We start from the raw sequence: 19,271 nt of genomic DNA on the forward strand, positions 1-19,271 counted from the left end.
CTTGAGCATCACCACAACTCCAAGCCCGAAACCTCTTTATTCCGGCAAAAAGACTTTAACTGCCCTCACCGTTGGTTTTAGTTCATCCCGTTCAAATATCCCCAGAAACGTACCATCCTGAGCATACAACCGCAATAAACCAGGTTGCTCTACAGGCGGTTCCAGAAGACGCGCAGACAGTTTCTGACCTTGAAGTGCTCCTGTGGCCTGTTCTTCTCCAACCTTGTGAGCCGGAATTGAAGCAATAGCCTCGTCAACAGGAATCAGCGCCTCCGCCAAAGTCCCGTCAGCCATAAGTTGTTCCACTTCTTCAATACGAAGACAACGATCTGCAGAGATACCTGCCGATATCGTACGCTCCAGTTGAACCATGGTCGATGGATATCCGAGTTGCCGGCCAATGTCTACACACAATGTCCGAATATAGGTACCTTTTGAACATAAGGCCCGGAAGGATATATCGGTGGTCTCACCCTGAGTCTCAATCCCTGTAAGTTCGAGCTCATAGATTGTGACCTCACGGCTCTTACGCTCTACCGTCTTACCTTCACGAGCAAGCTCATAAAGACGTTTGCCGTCTACCTTTACCGCAGAATACATAGGTGGTACCTGAGAGATGGTGCCCAGAAACTGCTCAAGCACCTGTTGAACCTGTTCCTGTGTTACTTCCACAGTCGTTTCAGCCCGCTCAGTGACTTCCCCTGTCATATCCTCTGTGTCAGTAGACAGTCCCAATCTGAGCGTAGCCAGATATTCCTTCGGAAGCTCCTGCATGTACTCCACCACACGTGTCGCCCGTCCAAGACAGAGAGGCAGAACGCCTGTAACTTGTGGGTCAAGTGTGCCCGTATGCCCAATGCGCTTCATTTTGAGAATGCGACGCATTTTGGCTACAACATCATGAGAAGTAAATCCCGCCGGTTTATATACCGGTAGTACACCTTCAAATGGCTTTACCATTGTGAATTCACCTGCTTCAGTACTTTTGCGACAATATCATCAAGTCTGCCTTCCAGACGACATCCGGCTGCGAGCACATGCCCGCCTCCGCCAAAGGTCTGTGCTAGTACAGCAACATCAATCTTGCCAGCTGAACGCAAAGAAACCTTGACTGCATTCTCGTTGATGACTTTGAAAAAGATACCAACTTCCACGCCCTGAATGTTGCGCGGATAGTTCACTACCCCTTCAAGATCTTCATTAGCTGCTCCACAAGCCACCATATCATCTGGTGTAATAACAACCCAGGCTATCTTTCCATCATCTGTCATCTGCAGGCTTGATAGTGCCTGATTCAAAATCCGAACTTGCGGAAGAGTCACCTGCTCCAACAAGGTCTGAGCGAGATAGGGTCCATCCACGCCATGTTCAAGCAGTCTGGAGGCCGTTGTCATTACATTTGGGCTGGTGTTGGCATAGCGGAATCCACCTGTATCCGTAAGCAATCCTGTATAAACTGCCGTCGCAACATCTTTATCCCATGTTACTTGGAAGAGGTTAAGAAAATCGAACAAAATTTCAGCCGTTGCAGCAGCATCTGACTTAATGATGTTAACTGTACCATAAGCGCCATTTGTAGGGTGATGATCAATATTCAAAATAACAGCATCTTCTTCGAAATAATGACGTGTCAAACCTACTCTGGCAAAGTCTGCACAATCCACACAGATAACAGCTTTATATTTTCGCTGCGGTGGTTGTTCGGTCATGTTCACAATGTTGTCTGCTTCCCACAAAAATTGCATGCGCCCGGGGATTTCACCTTCATTAATCATCGTGAATGTCTTACCCAGACATGACAGCAGCCAGCCCACCGTTACCGTCGAGCTGACTGCGTCACCGTCCGGCTGTACATGCGACACGACCAGGTAATCATCATGCTCCAGCAGAAATTGCTTTCCGGCCTGGAGCGCCTGTTCATAAGTGTGCATTGCCGTCTCCTCTATTCTGTTACTGGGATTCGTTCTTGTCGGAACCAATATCGCCAAGCAGCTTCTCAATTCGGCTGCCATAAGCGATGGATTCGTCAATCTTGAATATCAACTCGGGAACATGCCGGAACCGGATACGTTTGCCCAGCTCGGAACGCAAAAATCCATTTGCTTTTGCCAGAGCTTTGAGCGTGTTATCTTTTTGTTCCTGCTCACCGAAGACACTCAGATAAACTTTGGCTTGCGACAAGTCTCCTGTCACTTCGACTCCCGTTACCGTAATAAAGCCGATACGTGGATCTTTCAGTTCAGACTGGATGAGCAGACTTATTTCTTTCTTGATCTGCTCGCCCACTCTACCTGTACGAATCTTAGCCATCGTTGTTCACCTCATGCTTCCTTGCTTATCGTTGTACTGTCTCCATAATGAAAGCTTCGATAACGTCGCCTTCTTTGAGATCATTATATTTATCAAGTGTGATACCGCACTCGTAACCTTGTGCTACTTCTTTGGCATCATCTTTATAACGTTTCAGGGAATCCAGCTTACCTTCGTAAAGGACAATGCCATCACGAATCAGGCGTGCTTCCGCAGAACGCGTAATTTTACCCGAGGTAACCATACAACCAGCGATGGTACCCACTTTACTGATGGAGAACGTGCTCCGAACTTCAGCATGACCGATAACTTTTTCTTTGTAGATCGGATCAAGCATACCTTTCATCGCTTGTTCAATTTCTTCGATAACACTGTAGATCACGCGATGCAGACGAATGTCTACTTGCTCTTGATCTGCAGTTGATTTCGCCTGGTTATCAGGACGAACGTTGAAACCGATCACGATAGCATTGGATGCTGCAGCCAAAATGATGTCGGATTCTGTGATTGCACCAGCGCCGCTATGAATGATTTTCACGCGTACACCTTCAACTTCGATCTTCGCAAGAGAACCTTTTAATGCTTCAACCGAACCTTGTACGTCACCTTTGATGATTACGTTCAGATCTTTGATCTCGCCATCTTTGATGTGCTGGAACAGATCGTCCAACGTCACACGAGTATGTGTACCCAGATCGGATTCACGTTGCGTGATCGAACGTTTGTCAGCGATGGAACGCGCTTTGCGCTCATCTTCAAACACCATGAATGGATCTCCCGCACCTGGAACTTCAGTCAGACCTGTGATTTCTACAGGTGTTGAAGGTCCAGCTTCTTTCAATTTGCGACCTTTGTCATTGACCATCGCACGAACACGACCGAAGCAGTTACCTGCAACGAAAGCATCGCCGACTTTCAATGTACCGTGCTGTACGAGGATACGTGCAACTGGGCCACGTCCTTTATCCAGCTCGGCTTCAATCACTGTACCACGGGCACGTTTGTCCGGGTTCGCTTTGTATTCGTTCACTTCTGCAACGAGCAGAATCATTTCAAGCAGACCTTCCAGACCCATTCTTTGTTTCGCTGACACGTTAACAAAGATGGTATCTCCGCCCCACTCTTCCGGAACGAGTTCATAGCTGGTTAATTCTTGTTTCACTTTATCCGGATCAGCGCCCGGCTTGTCAATTTTGTTGACAGCAACGATAATTGGAAGCCCAGCAGCTTTGGCGTGGTTAATCGCCTCAATCGTTTGTGGCATAACACCATCATCCGCAGCTACGACAATAATCGTCATATCCGTAACCTGTGCGCCCCGTGCACGCATCGCTGTAAATGCTTCGTGACCCGGAGTATCCAGGAACGTGATCTTTTTGTTGTTAATCTCAACTTGATATGCACCGATGTGCTGCGTGATTCCGCCTGCTTCACCATCGGATACATTCGTGGAACGAATCGCATCCAGCAATGTTGTTTTACCATGGTCAACGTGCCCCATGATCGTAACTACTGGTGGACGAGCCTGCAAGTCAGCAGCATCATCATTCTCTTCCAGTGTTTCGAAACGGTCATCTTCAAGCACAATCTTCACTTCAACCTCAACACCGAATTCACCTGAAAGCAGAAGGATCGTTTCGATATCAAGCTCTTGGTTGATTGTTGCCATAACACCCATAGCGATGAGCTTTTTGATAACTTCGGAAGCATCCTTATGGAGCAACTTCGCTGTTTCACCAACGGTCATATCACCACGAACGATAATTTTCTTAGGTGTGTTATCAATTTTCTCACGTTGTTGGTACTGTTGCTGATTTCTGTTGCGGTTGTTCTTGCCACCACGGTTACCACGGAAGTTGCCGCCACGGTTGTCATCATAACGACGTCCACCGCCACCGCTGTTCGAGCGGTTACCACTATTGTTGTTGTTGCTGCCTGTAGTACCACCTGGGCCGCTTCTACGTTGACCTTGTCCTTGGCTCTGACCTTGGCCACCACTACGGTTGCCGCCAGTACCGGTGTTTCCACCAGTGTTAGGTCCTGAAGGTCTTGCTTGACCGCCACCACTGCTGTTTGGACGTTGTCCCGTACCTTGCGGACGGGATGCAGTACTGCTTTGTCCACTTTGAGCTGGTCTTGGACGGTTACTTGATTGTCCCCCTTGGCTTGAGCCTTGGGAAGAGTTCGTTCTGTTGCGACTGTCTTGGCCGCTGGGTCTTTGAGTGCCATTGTTATTGTTGGAATTTGGTCTATTGTTCATACCTACCTGCTTTTCCTGTTGTATTTTTGTTTGTACGGGACTACCGGATGGGTTGCTACTAATCGGCGTGTTCACTCCGCCGGCCGGTTTGTTGCTGTCCACTGTTTTGTCACTGCGCACCGCCGAAGTAGCAACTGGTTTTGTATCGTTGCCTTGTTTCGAAGCAGCAGTGGATTTTATATCTTTAAAAAATTGTTCCACCTTACCGACTGAACCATTCTCCATGACACTCATATGATTGTTTACGGGAATTTCCAGCTTTTTAAGAATGGTTATAATTTCTTTACTACTCATATTAAGGGACTTCGCATATTCATAAACTCGCAATTTGTCCTTGTTTTCCTGTTTACTCAATATACTCCACCTCCGACATTATACCGACTTGCTTGGAGATCATTTTTGCAAACCCTCGATCCGTTACTGCAAGAACAACACGCGTATCTTTACCGATACTTGAACCCAGACTATCCCGGTCAAATCCGATCAACAGAGGAACCTTATAAGTTCCGCATTTATCGCGAAATTTCTTTTGTGTATTGGCTGAGGCGTCACCCGCAACAATAACCATTTTAGCTTCGGAAGAACGGATCGCTTTAAGTACAATTTCTTCACCTGTTACAAGTTTACCTGCACGCATAGAGAGTCCCAAATAAGACAGCGTTTTAATATTAGTCATGTTCACGCTCCTGTGCCGCTTTGAATTCATCCTCAACCGCAATGAAGTCAGCTGCTAATTGCTCGTAAATTTCAGGTGAGACTTTGCCTTTTAACGCCCGATCCAAAGCCCGGTTTTTGAGTGCGAGCTTAAAACAGGACTCTTTGCCGCATAAATAGGCACCACGTCCGGATTTTTTGCCAGTCAAATCGATCAGCACTTCATCCTCTGGCGTTTTAACAATGCGAATCAGCTGCTTTTTGGGCATCATTTCTTGGCATGCCACACATTTGCGCAGCGGCACTTTTTTTGGTTTCATACGTCAGCGCCCCCCGTACTTTACTTTAGTCGACGGAGACGGAATCCTGATGCATTTCAGAAGAAGAATCTTTTTCTCTGCCGAATTCCTGTTCCGCCTGGCTCTCGCTCTTAATGTCGATTTTCCAGCCGGTTAATTTGGCTGCTAATCTGGCATTTTGGCCTTTGATACCAATTGCAAGCGACAGTTGATAGTCCGGAACGATAACCCGAGCCATCTTTTCTTCCTCAAATACATGAACTTCCAATACTTTGGAAGGACTCAGTGCATTAGCAACATATTCGTCTACCTGATCGGAGAAACGAACGATGTCGATTTTTTCACCGCGCAGCTCACCCACAATGGTCTGCACGCGTATTCCCTTAGGACCTACACAAGATCCAACTGGATCAACTTCCTCGTTGCGGGAATGAACGGCAATCTTGGAGCGGAACCCTGCTTCGCGAGCGACGGAGCGAATTTCAACTACACCGTCAAAGATCTCAGGCACTTCCAGTTCAAAGAGACGTTTCAAGAGGCCCGGATGGGTACGGGACAAAATGATTTGCGGCCCTTTCGTCGTATTCTCGACCTTGGTGATATACGCCTTAATACGGTCACCATGAACAAACTTCTCGTTCGGCATCAATTCGGTCAGCGGTAAAGCCGCTTCGATTTTGCCCAGATCGATGTAGATATTGCGCAAATCCTGACGCTGCACCACTCCCGTAACGATATCTTCTTCCTTATCTACGAAAGCGTTGTAGATCAGGCCGCGTTCGGCTTCACGAATCCGCTGGGTCACTACCTGTTTGGCAGTTTGTGCGGCGATACGTCCGAAATCACGCGGCGTAACTTCAATCTCCGCAATATCTTCCAGCTGGAAGTGTGGGTTGATTTCTCGTGCAGCAGGCAATGAAATTTCGGTACGTGAATCCAGGACTTCTTCCACGATCAATTTGCGGGCATACACCCGAATAACTCCCGTATTGCGGTTCATGTCAACACGCACATTCTGGGCCGTGTTGAAATTCCGCTTGTAGCTGGAAATTAGTGCAGCCTCGATCGCTTCAAACAGCACATCCTTGCTGATCCCTTTTTCCCGTTCCAATTCATTCATTGCTTCAATAAAATCCGTACTCATGAATGTTGATCCCCCTTTCAAACATGGCATCTCATACGTAAAACGGCGAAAGGCTCTGAACTCATGAGCACCTTGCCGTTATCGTGAGATGTGTCTTTTTCATTAATAAAGTGAACAAGGCACTTAAAACAAAATAGCTAGGCGCGCACTGGCAACCTTATCATAAGAAATGGCATGCTGTTTTTTGCCTGCTTCGATCACGAGTTCCTCGTCATCAAAGGAAAGCAGCTTGCCTTCAAATTCCTTCAATCCGTTCACCGGCTCGTAGGTTGTAACAAAAACATTTTTGCCTACAGCTTTGGTAACGTCCTCAGGTTTTTTCAGTGGACGCTCCGCACCGGGAGAAGACACTTCAAGGAAATAGATGGTTGGTATCGGATCGTTCTCATCCAGCTTGGCGCTCAGCTTTTCGCTGATCAAGACACAATCGTCGATGTCGATGCCACCCTCTTTGTCGACATACACCCGTAAAAACCAGTTGTTGCCTTCTTTGACGTATTCGATGTCAACCAGCTCGAAGCCTTGTTCGTTCAAGTAGGGTTGGATCATTTCTTCCACGGTAGATTTAATGTTCGTTGTGCTCAAAACCAATAACCTCCAACTTAGGTTACACCAGCAAAAATGCACTGGCAGATTATTCAATACCCAAGATTCTTGTATACCAAAGACTAAAGAGTGGGTTTCCCCACTCTTTAGAAATTCGTACTATCTCGTTCACTTCAAAAATTATAACATAGTCTGGTAATAGTGACAAGTAAGCGATGCTTCAGGCAGTTTACTTACTAATGAAGGAAAAATTACGTTCCCCCAACAATCGCTATGGTTAGATCCAAATTCAATCCTAGAAAAGGGAAAGCTGATTGCTCTCTGGCAAGCCACGGAAACATCCCATATTCGACAGGAGTTCAACAATGGTCTTACTTGCTTTCGACTTCTGCTGGAAGTCCTCAACGGATAGAAACTCACCATGATCTCGTGCTGCAGCAATATTGCGAGCAGCATTATCCCCGATTCCTGCCAACGCCGAAAATGGAGGGATTAGTGATTTTCCGTCAACGATGAACTTTGTCGCTTCTGAACGGTATAAGTCAATGGATTTCAGCGAGAATCCGCGTGCTGCCATTTCCAGACCCATTTCCAGGACAGGTAACATGTTTTTCTCTTTTGGAGGTGCCTGGAAACCTAATTGCTCAATTTCCGTAATTTTGCGATAGATCGCGTCATATCCCTGACACATCAGTTCGATATCAATCTCATCAGCCCGAACAGTAAAGTAAGTTGCGTAATATTCAATCGGATGATACAGCTTGAAGAACGCCGTACGTACTGCCGAAATAACATAAGCGGCCGCGTGAGCCTTCGGGAACATGTACTGGATTTTGAGGCATGAATCAATGTACCATTGAGGCACTTTACAATTCTTCATCTCGTCAATCCATTCCTGTGGCAGACCCCGTCCTTTACGAACACTCTCGGTAATCTTAAATGCCAGACTTGCGTCCATTCCCGTTTTATAGATCAGAAATAACATGATATCATCCCGACAACCAATTACCGTCTTAATGTTACACGTTCCGTTCTTAATCAGATCCTGAGCGTTTCCAAGCCATACCCCTGTACCATGGGACAATCCGGAAATCTGCAGTAAATCGGCAAAAGACGTCGGCTGGGATTCAACAAGCATCTGACGTACAAACTTCGTTCCCATCTCCGGCACGCCAAACGTCGCGACTGGCGACCTAATCTGTTCCGGTGTAACACCCAAAGCTTCGGTTGAGTTAAACATGCTCATGACTTTCGGATCATTCATCGGAATGGTTGTTGGATCGACACCTGTCAAATCCTGCAACATCCGCATCATAGTTGGATCATCGTGCCCCAGAATATCAAGTTTCAGCAAGTTTTCTTCAAAAGCATGATAATCAAAGTGTGTCGTTTTCCACTCCGCATTAACGTCGTCAGCCGGAAACTGAACAGGTGTAACGTCTTCGACCTCGATATAATCAGGTACTACGACAATACCACCGGGATGCTGACCAGTACTCCGTTTCACCCCAGTACAGCCAGAGGCCAAACGATTCAATTCAGCTCCACGCCATTTCTTCTGATGATGTTCCTCGTACTTCTTGGCAAAACCAAATGCTGTTTTCTCGGCCACCGTACCGATGGTCCCCGCACGGAAAACACTCTTCTCACTAAATAGTACTTTCGTATAGTTATGAGCATGAGGCTGATAATCACCAGAGAAGTTCAAGTCAATATCGGGAACTTTATCCCCTTTAAATCCAAGGAAGGTCTCAAACGGAATATCCTGGCCTTCTCCTTTAAGTGTGCCACCACAATCCGGACACTCTTTCTCTGGAAGGTCAAATCCACTCCGAACACTGCCGTCCAGGAACCACTCGCTGTGTTTGCATTCTGAATTCACACAAATATAATGAGCAGGTAGTGGATTAACCTCGGATATACCCAAAAATGTAGCAACAACAGAGGAGCCTACCGATCCCCGCGAACCTACGAGATAACCATCCTGATTCGATTTTTTAACCAAGCGTTCCGAGATCAGATAGTTGGCAGAAAAACCATATTTAATAATTGGAATGAGCTCTTTCTCTAGTCGTGCCACGATTACTTCTGGTAATTCCTCGCCATAGATAGACTTGGCAGTGTCATAGCAGGTATTACGGATTTCTTCGTCCGCACCTTCCAGAATTGGAGTAAACAGTTTGTCCGGGAATAACTTAATTTCCTCAAATCGGTCAGATAACTCCACCGTATTTGTAACAACGACTTCGTAAGCTTTATCTTGGCCCAGGAACTGGAACTCTTCCAGCATTTCCTCTGTCGTTCTGAAATGTGCATCCGGTTTACGTTGATCTTTGAGTGGACTAAAACCTGTAATTCCGTGAATGGTGATATCCCGATATAACTTGTCACGCGGTTCCAAATAGTGCACGTTACCTGTGGCTATGACCGGTTTATTAAGTTTTGCGCCTATATCAATGACTTTACGGATCGCTGTTTTGATTTCTTCGGGTGTAGCCACCAACCCTTTATCCACCAAATGCATATACATGGTAAGTGGTTGAATCTCCAATATGTCATAGAACACAGCGATCTCTTCCGCTTCTTCGAGTGATTTGTTAAGCACCGCTTCGAAAAACTCACCTTTTTCACAGCCCGATATAATAACAAGGCCTTCACGCAAATTAATCAGTTTCGATTTGGGAATGCACGGTACCCGCTTGAAATGTTCCGTATGAGAGAGAGATACCAGCTTGTATAGATTTTTCTTACCGACATCATTCAATGCATAGATTCCACAATGGAAAGGTCTTGTATTCGACAAGTCGACACCTACATAATCGTTCAAGCGATCAAGCCTCGTTAACCCTTTCATCTGAGCAGCATCATTTAATAAACCGATCAGTATACCCGCGAGTGCAACCGTATCATCAATGGCACGGTGATGACTTTCGAGTCCAACCTTATATTTATCCGCCATCGTATTCAGACGGTGGTTCTTATTTTTTGGAAATAGCAATCGCGCCAGTTCCAATGTGTCAAGGACTGGGTTAGGAAGTTCTGGCAATCCAATTTGCTTCAGGGAAGCCTGGATAAAGCCCATGTCAAAACGTGCATTATGCGCAACAAGCACACCATCACCAGCAAACTGCACAAAATCACGGATAACAGGCTCCAGTTCAGGTGCGTCTTTTACCATGTCATCATTGATATTAGTCAACTGCTGAATGTTGTAGGGAATGCGTTCATGCGGATTCACAAACGTTGCAAACCGGTCGATTTCTTTGCCATCTTGCATCTTCACTGCTGCAATCTCAATGATTTTGTTCTGTGTTACCGACAGACCTGTGGTCTCGATATCAAATACGATGTATGTTGCTGTTTGGAGATCCAATGGCTGAGGAGCCATTACAACGGCAACAGAGTCATTCACGACATTGGCCTCAAGGCCGTAGATCATTTTAATTCCGTTTTTCTTAGCAGCCTTGGAAGCCTCGGGATATACCTGCACCCCACCATGATCACTCACAGCAATCGCCTTATGTCCCCACTCTGCTGCCATTTTCACGTATTTGTCGATTGAAGTTACAGCATCCATCGTACTCATCGTAGAGTGCAAATGGAACTCCACCCGTTTCTCTGGTGCATTATCTTTGCGAGACGGCGGTGCTTTAACTTCAATCAGATCCGATGGAATCATGGCGAGTTCAGGAATTTGCATAAACCGGTCATATTCTACACGACCACGCACTTTTACCCATTTACCGTTAGCCAACAAACTAAGAATTTTAACGTCCTCTTTTGTTTTGGCAAACATCTTCATTTGCATGGAGTCCGTGAAGTCGGTCAGGTAGAAGGTAAACAACGTATTTCCGTTTCGCAATTCTTTACGATCCAGTCCAAACACCGAACCTTGAAGCGTGACCTTTTTCTCTTCATCCTGGATTTCCTGCATGGGTACTGCTGGCTCCTTGATGTCATAACCCATTTGCAAACGCAGATCACCCTGCTCCTCATCCACCGGGATTTCTGTGTCCACTTCACTCATCATCTTCTCGATGACCTCAAGTTCTTCTACACGTTTTTGGGCCTGGAACTGTTCCATGGCCTCTTTATTACTTCCCACTTCACCCACTTGCATCTTGATGCGAAGAGGTAGATGAAAGTATTTGTCATAGAATTTTGTAATAGCTTGATCAATCTGTTTCTTACGGGCCAATTCCATCGACGTTGCATCACTCATTGTCAGTTGTAGGAGATCCTCTTCACATTCAAAGGTTGTCCGGTTCATCCAACCATTTACAGATGGAATCTCACGGGTAACCCACTCCAGAAACAGATTCCAATATTCACTGACGATATCACCATTTTGTACTTGGTCCGTGTATTTGAAGCCAAATGAAATTTTGGCGATATGATTCATCTTCTCTTGAATATGCAGGCAAAATGTGCGATAGATTGGAGCGGGTACCAACGTATCCTTTGCAATCAGAATATTCCATTCCCGATTACTTCGATTGGTCTCTACTTGTTCAATCCATCCATCCAAAAAATAGGGCTCTAACAGACCAGCCGGAAGCTCTGCCTGTTTCATCAACAACTCAAACCGTTTTCTTTTCTCCTCGAATCCGCTCATCGTGTTCCTCCTTGTACCCCCTTAAAGCATGAAAAGCCCCTGCATTCAAAAATGTCACCGATCCGAACTCGCACCGACTCATTTTATCCGACAGAAGCTCTCCATTCATTACTTAAACGGTGAATAAGTGCTTTTCGTCAAGTGATCCTGACTTAGTATGCTCTTGCAAACACAACCGTGTGTTCTGCCTGTTCACCACAAGCCAGGCACGTATGCTTTTCTTCCGCAGGCTGGAACGGAATGTTCCGGCTTGTTGCACCTGTGACTTCTCTTACTTTATCTTCGCAAGCTTCTGAACCGCACCATCCGGCCAGTGTAAACCCGCGTTTATTTTCCATCAGTTCTTTCATCTCATCGAGTGTATCCACGGAGTAGAAGTTATCCGACATAAATGTGCGAGCACGCTCTAACATATCTACCTGAATCTGTGTCAACATAGCCTGGATCTCTTCTACCAGGTTCGCTTGTTCTACCACTTTCTTCTCACCTGTGATCCGTGATACGAGTACACAAACGCCATTTTCCATATCACGTGGACCAATCTCCAGACGAATCGGAACACCGCGCATCTCGTATTCATTGAATTTCCAACCTGGGCGAACATCGCTGCGATCATCCATTTTCACACGAACTCCAGCTTTTTTCAACTCAGTGAACAACTCATCTGCACGCCCAACAACAGCATCACGCGTTTTCGGAGGTCCAATTGGAATCATGACCACTTGCGTTGGTGCGACTTTAGGAGGAAGTACGAGACCACGGTCATCTCCGTGAACCATAATTAATGCACCGATCAAACGTGTGCTTACTCCCCATGAAGTAGTGTAAGCCAGCTCGAGCACATTATTCCGGCTAAGATACTGGATTTCAAATGCTTTTGCAAAGTTCGTCCCCATATAGTGAGATGTACCTGCTTGTACTGCACGTCCATCCTTCATCATGGCTTCGATCGAGTACGTATCCACCGCACCCGCAAACTTCTCGGACTTGGTTTTCTGACCCACAATTACAGGAATAGCCAAGTATTCCTCAACCACTTCGCGATAAATCTCAAGCATTTTCATCGTTTCTTCACGTGCTTCTTCTTCCGTCTCATGCGCTGTATGACCTTCCTGCCACAGGAACTCAGTTGTGCGAAGGAAAGGCAACGTTCTTTTTTCCCAACGAACTACGTTAGCCCACTGGTTGATCAGTACCGGAAGATCCCGATAAGACTGAATCCACTTGGAATACATGTGACCAATAATCGTTTCGGATGTAGGACGGATTGCCAGACGTTCTTCCAGTTTCTCTCCGCCAGCTTCCGTAACCCATGGTAATTCAGGGTTGAAACCTTCCACGTGCTCTTTTTCCTTTTGAAAGAAGCTCTCAGGAATGAACATCGGGAAGTATGCGTTGCGATGACCCGTTTCCCGGAAACGACGATCCAACTCATCCTTAATATGTTCCCAGATTTCAAATCCGTCTGGTTTGAACACAATACAACCGCGTACGGGTGCATAGTCCATGAGATCAGCTTTTTTGATAACATCAATGTACCAGCGTGAGAAATCCTCACCCTGTGGTGTGATTTCAGTCACAAACTGTTTATCATTTTCCTTTGACATAAGACTCCAGCGTCCTCCCATAACGACTATCTCTGAATGTCCAGAGCATAGTCCAACCGTAATTATCCGTTAATTAAACGTAATATATCATTGTATGTTACTGCCAGCATCAACACAAACAACATCGCAAATCCGATGAAATGCACCATGCCTTCGCGATTGGGATCAACAGGTCTGCCGCGCAGCGCTTCAATTCCCAAAAATACCAGACGGCTGCCGTCCAATGCAGGTATTGGTAGCAGGTTGAAAATCCCAAGGTACAGACTCAAAATTGCTGCCCATCTCGTTAACTGTTCAATCCCTTGTTTAGCAATCTGCCCTGTCACTTCAAATGTACGAACTGGGCCACCAATATCATCCATGTTGAATTGATTGATCAGATGTTTAAAACCTTCAAATATTATTTTGGTTGTATCAACCATGGCCACGCCTGAGACTTTAAATGTCTCTACAAATCCAACAGATCGGGTTGGTAACGTAGGTACGATTCCCACTTTACCGCCCTCTTGTCCTTCTACAGCACGTGGAGTAATCGTTATATTAAACGTATCCGAACCCCGGCGCAGCGTCCATTCCATCGGCTTGTCTTTGGAATCGGCAATCATCGACACCATTTTTTGTGAATCCGTACCAATAACAGTACCATTGATCGTCTCAATAATATCGCCCTTTTGCAGGTTCGCCTGATCGGCTGCCCCACCTTCAAGCACTTCACCAATTTGAAGATTTTTCGGGTTTTCCACCGGAACTCCTGCCATCTGCGCATATACAGCAAACAGCACAAAGGCCAAGATAAAGTTCATCAGAGGTCCCGCAAAAATAGCCAATGCACGCTGTCCAACGGTTTTGCTGCCGAATTGACGATCTTTCGGTGCAATCTGCGTTTGTTTACCACGACTTACCAACATTGCTTGAGGATGAATACGATACTCCTGAATCTCTCCATCTACATCGAGTTGAAGCTTCAGCGCTCTCTCCATATCAATGGAGATGACTTCACCACGTATTACATTTTTACGGTTATCCAACTGATCCAGATAGATCATCTTCACCTGGTCATCCGCTGATCTTACCGCGATGGTCTGTCCTTCCTGGATCTCTACCAGTTCCGGATCTTCCCCTGCCATTCGTGCATATCCACCAAAAGGCAACAAACGCAATGTAAACTGGGTCTCGTTTCTTTTATATGAGAACAATTTGGGACCAAAACCGATCGCAAACTCCCGTACAAGAATACCGGCGCGTTTGGCAAAATAATAATGCCCCCATTCATGAACCGTCACGATGACAAAGAACATGAGCACCGTTAGAAATACCACTTGTATGGTTTCCAATCCCTATCCATCCTCCTTCACGGCACATACCGCAGTCTGTCCCTCTAGATTATCATTATTCTCTGATGCCGCACAAGAGAATCACTTCTTCCAATTTGTTATGAAAAAAGAGATTACAGACTGGCCGCAAGCTTACGGCTCTCCTGATCACAACGCGCGATCTCCTGCAGATCAGGCTCGTCCACATTGTGGTGTGCTTCCAGCACAGAAGCAATAATATCTTCTATTTTAAGGAATGAAATCTCTTTACGCAAGAAACGGGCTACAGCAACCTCGTTGGCTGCATTAAACGCCGTTGTTGCGGTTCCTCCCATTTTACCACACTCATACGCCATTCTTAAACACGGGAACCGTTCCATATCCATCTCACGGAAATGTAATTTCCCAGCTTGAGCAAGAGACAGGCGCTGTGCCGGTGATGGCAAGCGGTCAGGGTAAGTCAGTGCATATTGAATGGGAACTCGCATATCCGGATTCCCCAGTTGTGCGATGATGCTTGTGTCATCAAATTCCACATAGGAATGAATAACACTCTCTGGGTGAAGCAATACATTAATTTGATCATATCGAAGACCAAATAACCAATGTGCTTCAATGACCTCGAGACCCTTGTTAACCATCGTTGCCGAGTCTATCGTAATTTTGGACCCCATTGACCAATTTGGATGTTTAAGCGCATCCTCTATAGTCACGCTCTTCAACTGTTCACGGGTAAGATCACGGAATGATCCACCTGAAGCGGTGAGCGTAATGCCTGCCAAGCGTTCTCTGTTTTCACCATTCAAGCATTGGAATATCGCAGAGTGCTCACTATCAACAGGCAATAAAGAGACTCCTTTTGCAGCCGCTCTTGTCGTGACGATATGACCCGCTGTAACCAATGTCTCCTTGTTGGCCAGTCCGATCTGTTTGCCTGCATCTATGGCAGCAAGTGTTGACTCCAATCCAACACTGCCCACCACCGCTGTAACAACCGTATGCGCATCGGTTCCTGCCGCAACTTCTACGAGTCCTTCTGTGCCATAAAACAGTTGCGTTCCTGCAGGCAGATGTGGAGCTACCTTCTCCGCCAGTTCTTTGGACCCCACTGATACTTTCTTCGGCCGGTAACGTTTGGTTTGTTCGATCAGCAGGTCTGTATTGCCTCCGGCAGCCAGTCCCTCCACTTGAAAGAGTTCTGGATGCATGTCAACTACATCCAGTGTCTGGGTTCCAATGGAACCGGTTGACCCAAGAATCGCAATTTTTTTCATGCTGCACCTCATTTTTAATTATCCAATGCCTACGGCGAACAATGCTGTTATTTCAGACTCATGTTCTTCTTTAGTAGGGCAGTAGCATTAGTATATGTACGAATGGAAAAACAACAATCCAGCTGTCGCACCGATCAAGAATGCCTCCATGCCCAGGGAGAAGACTGCCTGAATCCTTGATATTATATACACGTTTGTATGCAGACTGGATCAAGTCACCCATCTGACCTACAACTGCACAGGCAATTCCGATCACAATCGCTCTCTGCCAGGAAAGCAAACCATCTGATACTAATGCAAAAATAACAGAAGTAACAATTGCAATTACAATGCCACCCAGTGCACCCTCTATAGTCTTGTTTGGACTGATGGAAGGCCACAGTTTGTTTTTACCCATTAGTTTCCCTACAAAATAAGCTCCTGCATCACTGGCCCATATGGAGCCCAGTAACAGGAACGTCCAGAACAACCCATGTTGCAGATGTCTGGATTCTGCAATGTAATAGAAACCGATACCTATATACAACACACCGAGGAAAAGCATGGCCACTGTATTCACGGGAACCTTATTTTTGGTGACAACCGAAGCTGTCATCAGTACAAGCATTACTATCCAGATGACCTGAAATAAGGATAGCGGTCTTGCCTCCCAAAGCATTTCCCAAGGAAACACAATGGCAAACACACCAGCATATCCAATCAGGGCCACACCTGAAAAAGGCATCACCCCGGTCATTTTAACAAATTCATAATAACCGATGAGAGCCATAAGCAATACCAAACCATGGTACCAGGGTCCGCCCAGCATGCAAAAACCTAAAAACAACACACCTGCTATGATTCCTGTCGTTAATCGCTGTTTCAACGGCTTCATCCTCCATCTATTTCAAACCGCCGTAACGCCTTGTTCTGCGCTGATATTCGGCTACTGCTTCAAGCAAATGCTTTTTGCCAAATTCGGGCCAGTATATATCCGTAAACCATAATTCACTGTATGCAAGCTGCCAAAGCATAAAGTTGCTTAATCTCAACTCTCCGCTCGTCCGGATCAGCAGATCCGGATCGGGCATGTCAACCGTTAGCATATGTCTATCAATGAGTTCAGGTGTTATGTCCTCTGCCGATAGTTCCCCCGATTTCACCTGCAGAGCGATCTGTTTAACACAGTCCGTCATTTCACGACGACTTCCATAGTTCATTGCAAAGTTCAAAACGAGACCTGTATTATGTTCCGTAAGACGAATGGCTTCCCGCAAGGCATTAATGGTATGAGAAGGTAAATGTTCCTCTTGACCCATCATGCGAATACGCACATTTTTTTCTATAAGTTCATCCAGCTCTATGGCTAGAAATTCTTGCGGAAGTCGCATCAGAAAATCCACTTCTTCTTTTGGACGCGTCCAGTTTTCTGTCGAAAAAGCGTACATCGTCAGATATTTGATGCCCAGTTCATCCGCCGCGATGGTCGCACGTTTGACCGCCTTCATGCCATTTTGGTGCCCGGCTATACGCGGGAGTCCCAAACGTTTGGCCCATCGTCCATTGCCGTCCATGATGATGGCGACGTGCTGCGGGATATTGTCCTCGGATATAGTCAGCGTTTCCTGCTTGTCAGCCCCATTCCACCACGACCGAACCCGTTTGATCATTCCTGTTCCTCCAAAATCCCTGAAGTTTCTTTATCTGAAGCTTGGAAAAAGAGACAAAACCCCACCGTATTGGAGGGGCTGCGCTTGTCTTACACTTCCATGATTTCTTTTTCTTTGGCAGCGAGTACCTTATCGACTTCAGCAATAAACTTGTCGGTCGATTTTTGGATATCATCCTGATGTCTCCGGGATTCATCCTCGGAAATATCTGACTTTTCCATTTTCTTGATGTCATCATTCGCGTCACGGCGAATGTTACGAATCGCTACTTTACCTTCTTCACCGAACTTCTTCGTCAGCTTAACAAGTTCCGCTCTACGTTCTTCCGTCAATGCCGGAATAGACAAACGGATCATGCTACCATCATTGGCTGGAGTAAGACCCAGATCTGATTTCATGATGGCACGCTCGATGTCACCCATGGAGGATTTGTCCCAAGGCTGAATCATCAATGTACGGGAATCCGGAGTACTGATATTAGCGAGTTGATTCAATGGCGTCATTGCCCCATAATACTCTACCTGAATTCGGTCCAGAAGAGCTGGAGTTGCGCGGCCTGCACGCAAAGTAGCCAGGTCACGACGCAATGCTTGAATTGCTTTTTCCATACGCTCTTCGGCATGTTGTTTAACCGCTTGTGGCATTAATCTACACTCCCTTTAACGATTGTTCCGATACGTTCGCCCAGAACAACACGTTTGATGTTACCTTGTTCCGTAATGGCAAATACGATCAACGGGATGTTGTTGTCCTTACAAAGCGAGGATGCCGTTGAATCCATTACACCAAGGTCTTTGTTAAGAATATCCATGTAAGTCAACTGATCAAATTTCACAGCTGTACTGTCCTTAAACGGATCTGCTGAGTATACACCATCAACTTTATTTTTGGCCATCAAGATAACTTCTGCTTCAATCTCCGCTGCGCGCAGTGCTGCTGTTGTATCCGTGGAAAAGAACGGGTTACCTGTACCTGCTGCAAAAATAACGACCCGGCCTTTCTCCAGATGGCGAATAGCTCTACGACGAATATAAGGCTCTGCAATCTGTTGCATTGCAATAGATGTCTGTACACGCGTAGGCACTTCAATCTGTTCCAAAGCATCCTGCAGTGCCAGCGAGTTCATTACTGTCGCCAGCATACCCATATAATCGGCAGTTGCACGATCGATGCCGTTTTCGCTACCGGCAATTCCACGCCAGATGTTTCCGCCGCCACATACAATAGCAACCTGTACACCAAGTGCAACAACCTCTTTTACCTGTTGGGCAATCGACGAGATCGTATCTGCATCAATACCGTAGCCGTTTTGACCGGAAAGAGACTCTCCGCTGACCTTTAAGACAACACGTTTAAATACTGGCTGTTCCAATTATTCACCCTCCACTTTGAATCGAACACGCTTGGTGTTCAACCAACAAAACTTCTCGCGCATGGCCTCCTACTTAAAAAGAAAGGAACACAGTTGTGTTCCGCTCTTTTAGGAAAAACGTTTAACCGGTAAGGCACTGTTTTCCTGAGATATAAGGGAGTCTACGCTTCGAAGTTTTATCATTCTTATATCTTCGAAAATCAATTCTGCTCGCCGGTTTATAGAAAC

At 46.1% G+C, this 19,271-nt stretch carries 16 protein-coding genes; all 16 read right to left on the reverse strand.

Annotated features, from left to right (window positions below):
* Window positions 1–36: 36 nt before the first annotated feature.
* On the reverse strand, window positions 37–960 hold the full coding sequence (truB, locus tag D829_RS0112000) for a tRNA pseudouridine(55) synthase TruB (RefSeq protein ID WP_017689138.1): 924 nt from the start codon (window positions 958–960) through the stop codon (window positions 37–39).
* A complete protein-coding gene (locus D829_RS0112005) occupies window positions 954–1,931 on the reverse strand; it encodes a bifunctional oligoribonuclease/PAP phosphatase NrnA (RefSeq protein WP_017689139.1) in 978 nt (325 codons plus the stop codon). The genes truB and D829_RS0112005 overlap by 7 nt, the downstream gene beginning before the upstream one ends.
* 19 nt (window positions 1,932–1,950) lie before the next feature.
* Window positions 1,951–2,310 carry a 30S ribosome-binding factor RbfA gene (gene rbfA / locus D829_RS0112010; RefSeq protein WP_017689140.1) on the reverse strand — a complete coding sequence of 120 codons (360 nt, stop codon included), beginning with the start codon at window positions 2,308–2,310 and terminating at the stop codon, window positions 1,951–1,953.
* 25 nt (window positions 2,311–2,335) lie between these two features.
* Entirely contained in the window at window positions 2,336–4,924 is a 2,589-nt protein-coding gene (gene infB / locus D829_RS0112015) for a translation initiation factor IF-2 (protein WP_017689141.1), read from the reverse strand.
* Window positions 4,917–5,246: a ribosomal L7Ae/L30e/S12e/Gadd45 family protein gene (locus D829_RS0112020; RefSeq protein WP_017689142.1), complete on the reverse strand. Its 330-nt coding sequence runs from the start codon at window positions 5,244–5,246 to the stop codon at window positions 4,917–4,919. The genes infB and D829_RS0112020 overlap by 8 nt, the downstream gene beginning before the upstream one ends.
* Entirely contained in the window at window positions 5,239–5,544 is a 306-nt protein-coding gene (locus tag D829_RS0112025) for a YlxR family protein (protein ID WP_017689143.1), read from the reverse strand. Before D829_RS0112025 ends, D829_RS0112020 begins: the two co-directional genes overlap by 8 nt.
* A gap of 25 nt (window positions 5,545–5,569) precedes the next feature.
* Window positions 5,570–6,667 carry a transcription termination factor NusA gene (gene nusA / locus D829_RS0112030; protein ID WP_017689144.1) on the reverse strand — a complete coding sequence of 366 codons (1,098 nt, stop codon included), beginning with the start codon at window positions 6,665–6,667 and terminating at the stop codon, window positions 5,570–5,572.
* Between the two features lie 123 nt (window positions 6,668–6,790).
* Entirely contained in the window at window positions 6,791–7,252 is a 462-nt protein-coding gene (gene rimP / locus D829_RS0112035) for a ribosome maturation factor RimP (RefSeq protein ID WP_017689145.1), read from the reverse strand.
* A 256-nt stretch (window positions 7,253–7,508) separates the two neighbouring features.
* Window positions 7,509–11,828: a PolC-type DNA polymerase III gene (locus tag D829_RS0112040; protein WP_017689146.1), complete on the reverse strand. Its 4,320-nt coding sequence runs from the start codon at window positions 11,826–11,828 to the stop codon at window positions 7,509–7,511.
* A 152-nt stretch (window positions 11,829–11,980) separates the two neighbouring features.
* Window positions 11,981–13,435 carry a proline--tRNA ligase gene (gene proS / locus D829_RS0112045; RefSeq protein WP_017689147.1) on the reverse strand — a complete coding sequence of 485 codons (1,455 nt, stop codon included), beginning with the start codon at window positions 13,433–13,435 and terminating at the stop codon, window positions 11,981–11,983.
* A 62-nt stretch (window positions 13,436–13,497) separates the two neighbouring features.
* Window positions 13,498–14,769, reverse strand: a complete 1,272-nt coding sequence (rseP, locus tag D829_RS0112050) for an RIP metalloprotease RseP (RefSeq protein ID WP_017689148.1) — start codon at window positions 14,767–14,769, stop codon at window positions 13,498–13,500.
* Window positions 14,770–14,882: 113 nt separating this feature from the next.
* Window positions 14,883–16,022 carry a 1-deoxy-D-xylulose-5-phosphate reductoisomerase gene (locus D829_RS0112055; RefSeq protein ID WP_017689149.1) on the reverse strand — a complete coding sequence of 380 codons (1,140 nt, stop codon included), beginning with the start codon at window positions 16,020–16,022 and terminating at the stop codon, window positions 14,883–14,885.
* A 70-nt stretch (window positions 16,023–16,092) separates the two neighbouring features.
* Entirely contained in the window at window positions 16,093–16,887 is a 795-nt protein-coding gene (locus D829_RS0112060) for a phosphatidate cytidylyltransferase (protein WP_017689150.1), read from the reverse strand.
* Window positions 16,888–16,903: 16 nt separating this feature from the next.
* The gene (locus D829_RS0112065; protein WP_017689151.1) at window positions 16,904–17,671 is read right to left on the reverse strand and encodes an isoprenyl transferase; all 768 of its coding nucleotides are present in this window, start codon (window positions 17,669–17,671) and stop codon (window positions 16,904–16,906) included.
* Between the two features lie 89 nt (window positions 17,672–17,760).
* Window positions 17,761–18,315, reverse strand: coding sequence for a ribosome recycling factor (gene frr / locus D829_RS0112070; RefSeq protein ID WP_017689152.1), 555 nt, complete (start codon window positions 18,313–18,315; stop codon window positions 17,761–17,763).
* The gene (pyrH, locus tag D829_RS0112075; RefSeq protein WP_017689153.1) at window positions 18,315–19,043 is read right to left on the reverse strand and encodes a UMP kinase; all 729 of its coding nucleotides are present in this window, start codon (window positions 19,041–19,043) and stop codon (window positions 18,315–18,317) included. Before pyrH ends, frr begins: the two co-directional genes overlap by 1 nt.
* Between the last annotated feature and the right edge of the window lie 228 nt (window positions 19,044–19,271).

Origin of the sequence: Paenibacillus sp. PAMC 26794 (assembly GCF_000316035.1) — a bacterium.
Lineage (GTDB): Bacteria > Bacillota > Bacilli > Paenibacillales > Paenibacillaceae > Paenibacillus.

Excerpts from the sequence above, each read along its gene's own strand:
- proS (WP_017689147.1), bottom strand. The coding sequence starts at position 13,435 with ATGTCAAAGGAAAATGATAAACAGTTTGTGACTGAAATCACACCACAG.
- D829_RS0112055 (WP_017689149.1), bottom strand. The coding sequence starts at position 16,022 with ATGAAAAAAATTGCGATTCTTGGGTCAACCGGTTCCATTGGAACCCAG.
- D829_RS0112020 (WP_017689142.1), bottom strand. The coding sequence starts at position 5,246 with ATGACTAATATTAAAACGCTGTCTTATTTGGGACTCTCTATGCGTGCA.
- D829_RS0112025 (WP_017689143.1), bottom strand. The coding sequence starts at position 5,544 with ATGAAACCAAAAAAAGTGCCGCTGCGCAAATGTGTGGCATGCCAAGAA.
- frr (WP_017689152.1), bottom strand. The coding sequence starts at position 18,315 with ATGCCACAAGCGGTTAAACAACATGCCGAAGAGCGTATGGAAAAAGCA.
- rbfA (WP_017689140.1), bottom strand. The coding sequence starts at position 2,310 with ATGGCTAAGATTCGTACAGGTAGAGTGGGCGAGCAGATCAAGAAAGAA.
- nusA (WP_017689144.1), bottom strand. The coding sequence starts at position 6,667 with ATGAGTACGGATTTTATTGAAGCAATGAATGAATTGGAACGGGAAAAA.
- D829_RS0112005 (WP_017689139.1), bottom strand. The coding sequence starts at position 1,931 with ATGCACACTTATGAACAGGCGCTCCAGGCCGGAAAGCAATTTCTGCTG.
- D829_RS0112040 (WP_017689146.1), bottom strand. The coding sequence starts at position 11,828 with ATGAGCGGATTCGAGGAGAAAAGAAAACGGTTTGAGTTGTTGATGAAA.
- truB (WP_017689138.1), bottom strand. The coding sequence starts at position 960 with ATGGTAAAGCCATTTGAAGGTGTACTACCGGTATATAAACCGGCGGGA.
- D829_RS0112065 (WP_017689151.1), bottom strand. The coding sequence starts at position 17,671 with ATGATCAAACGGGTTCGGTCGTGGTGGAATGGGGCTGACAAGCAGGAA.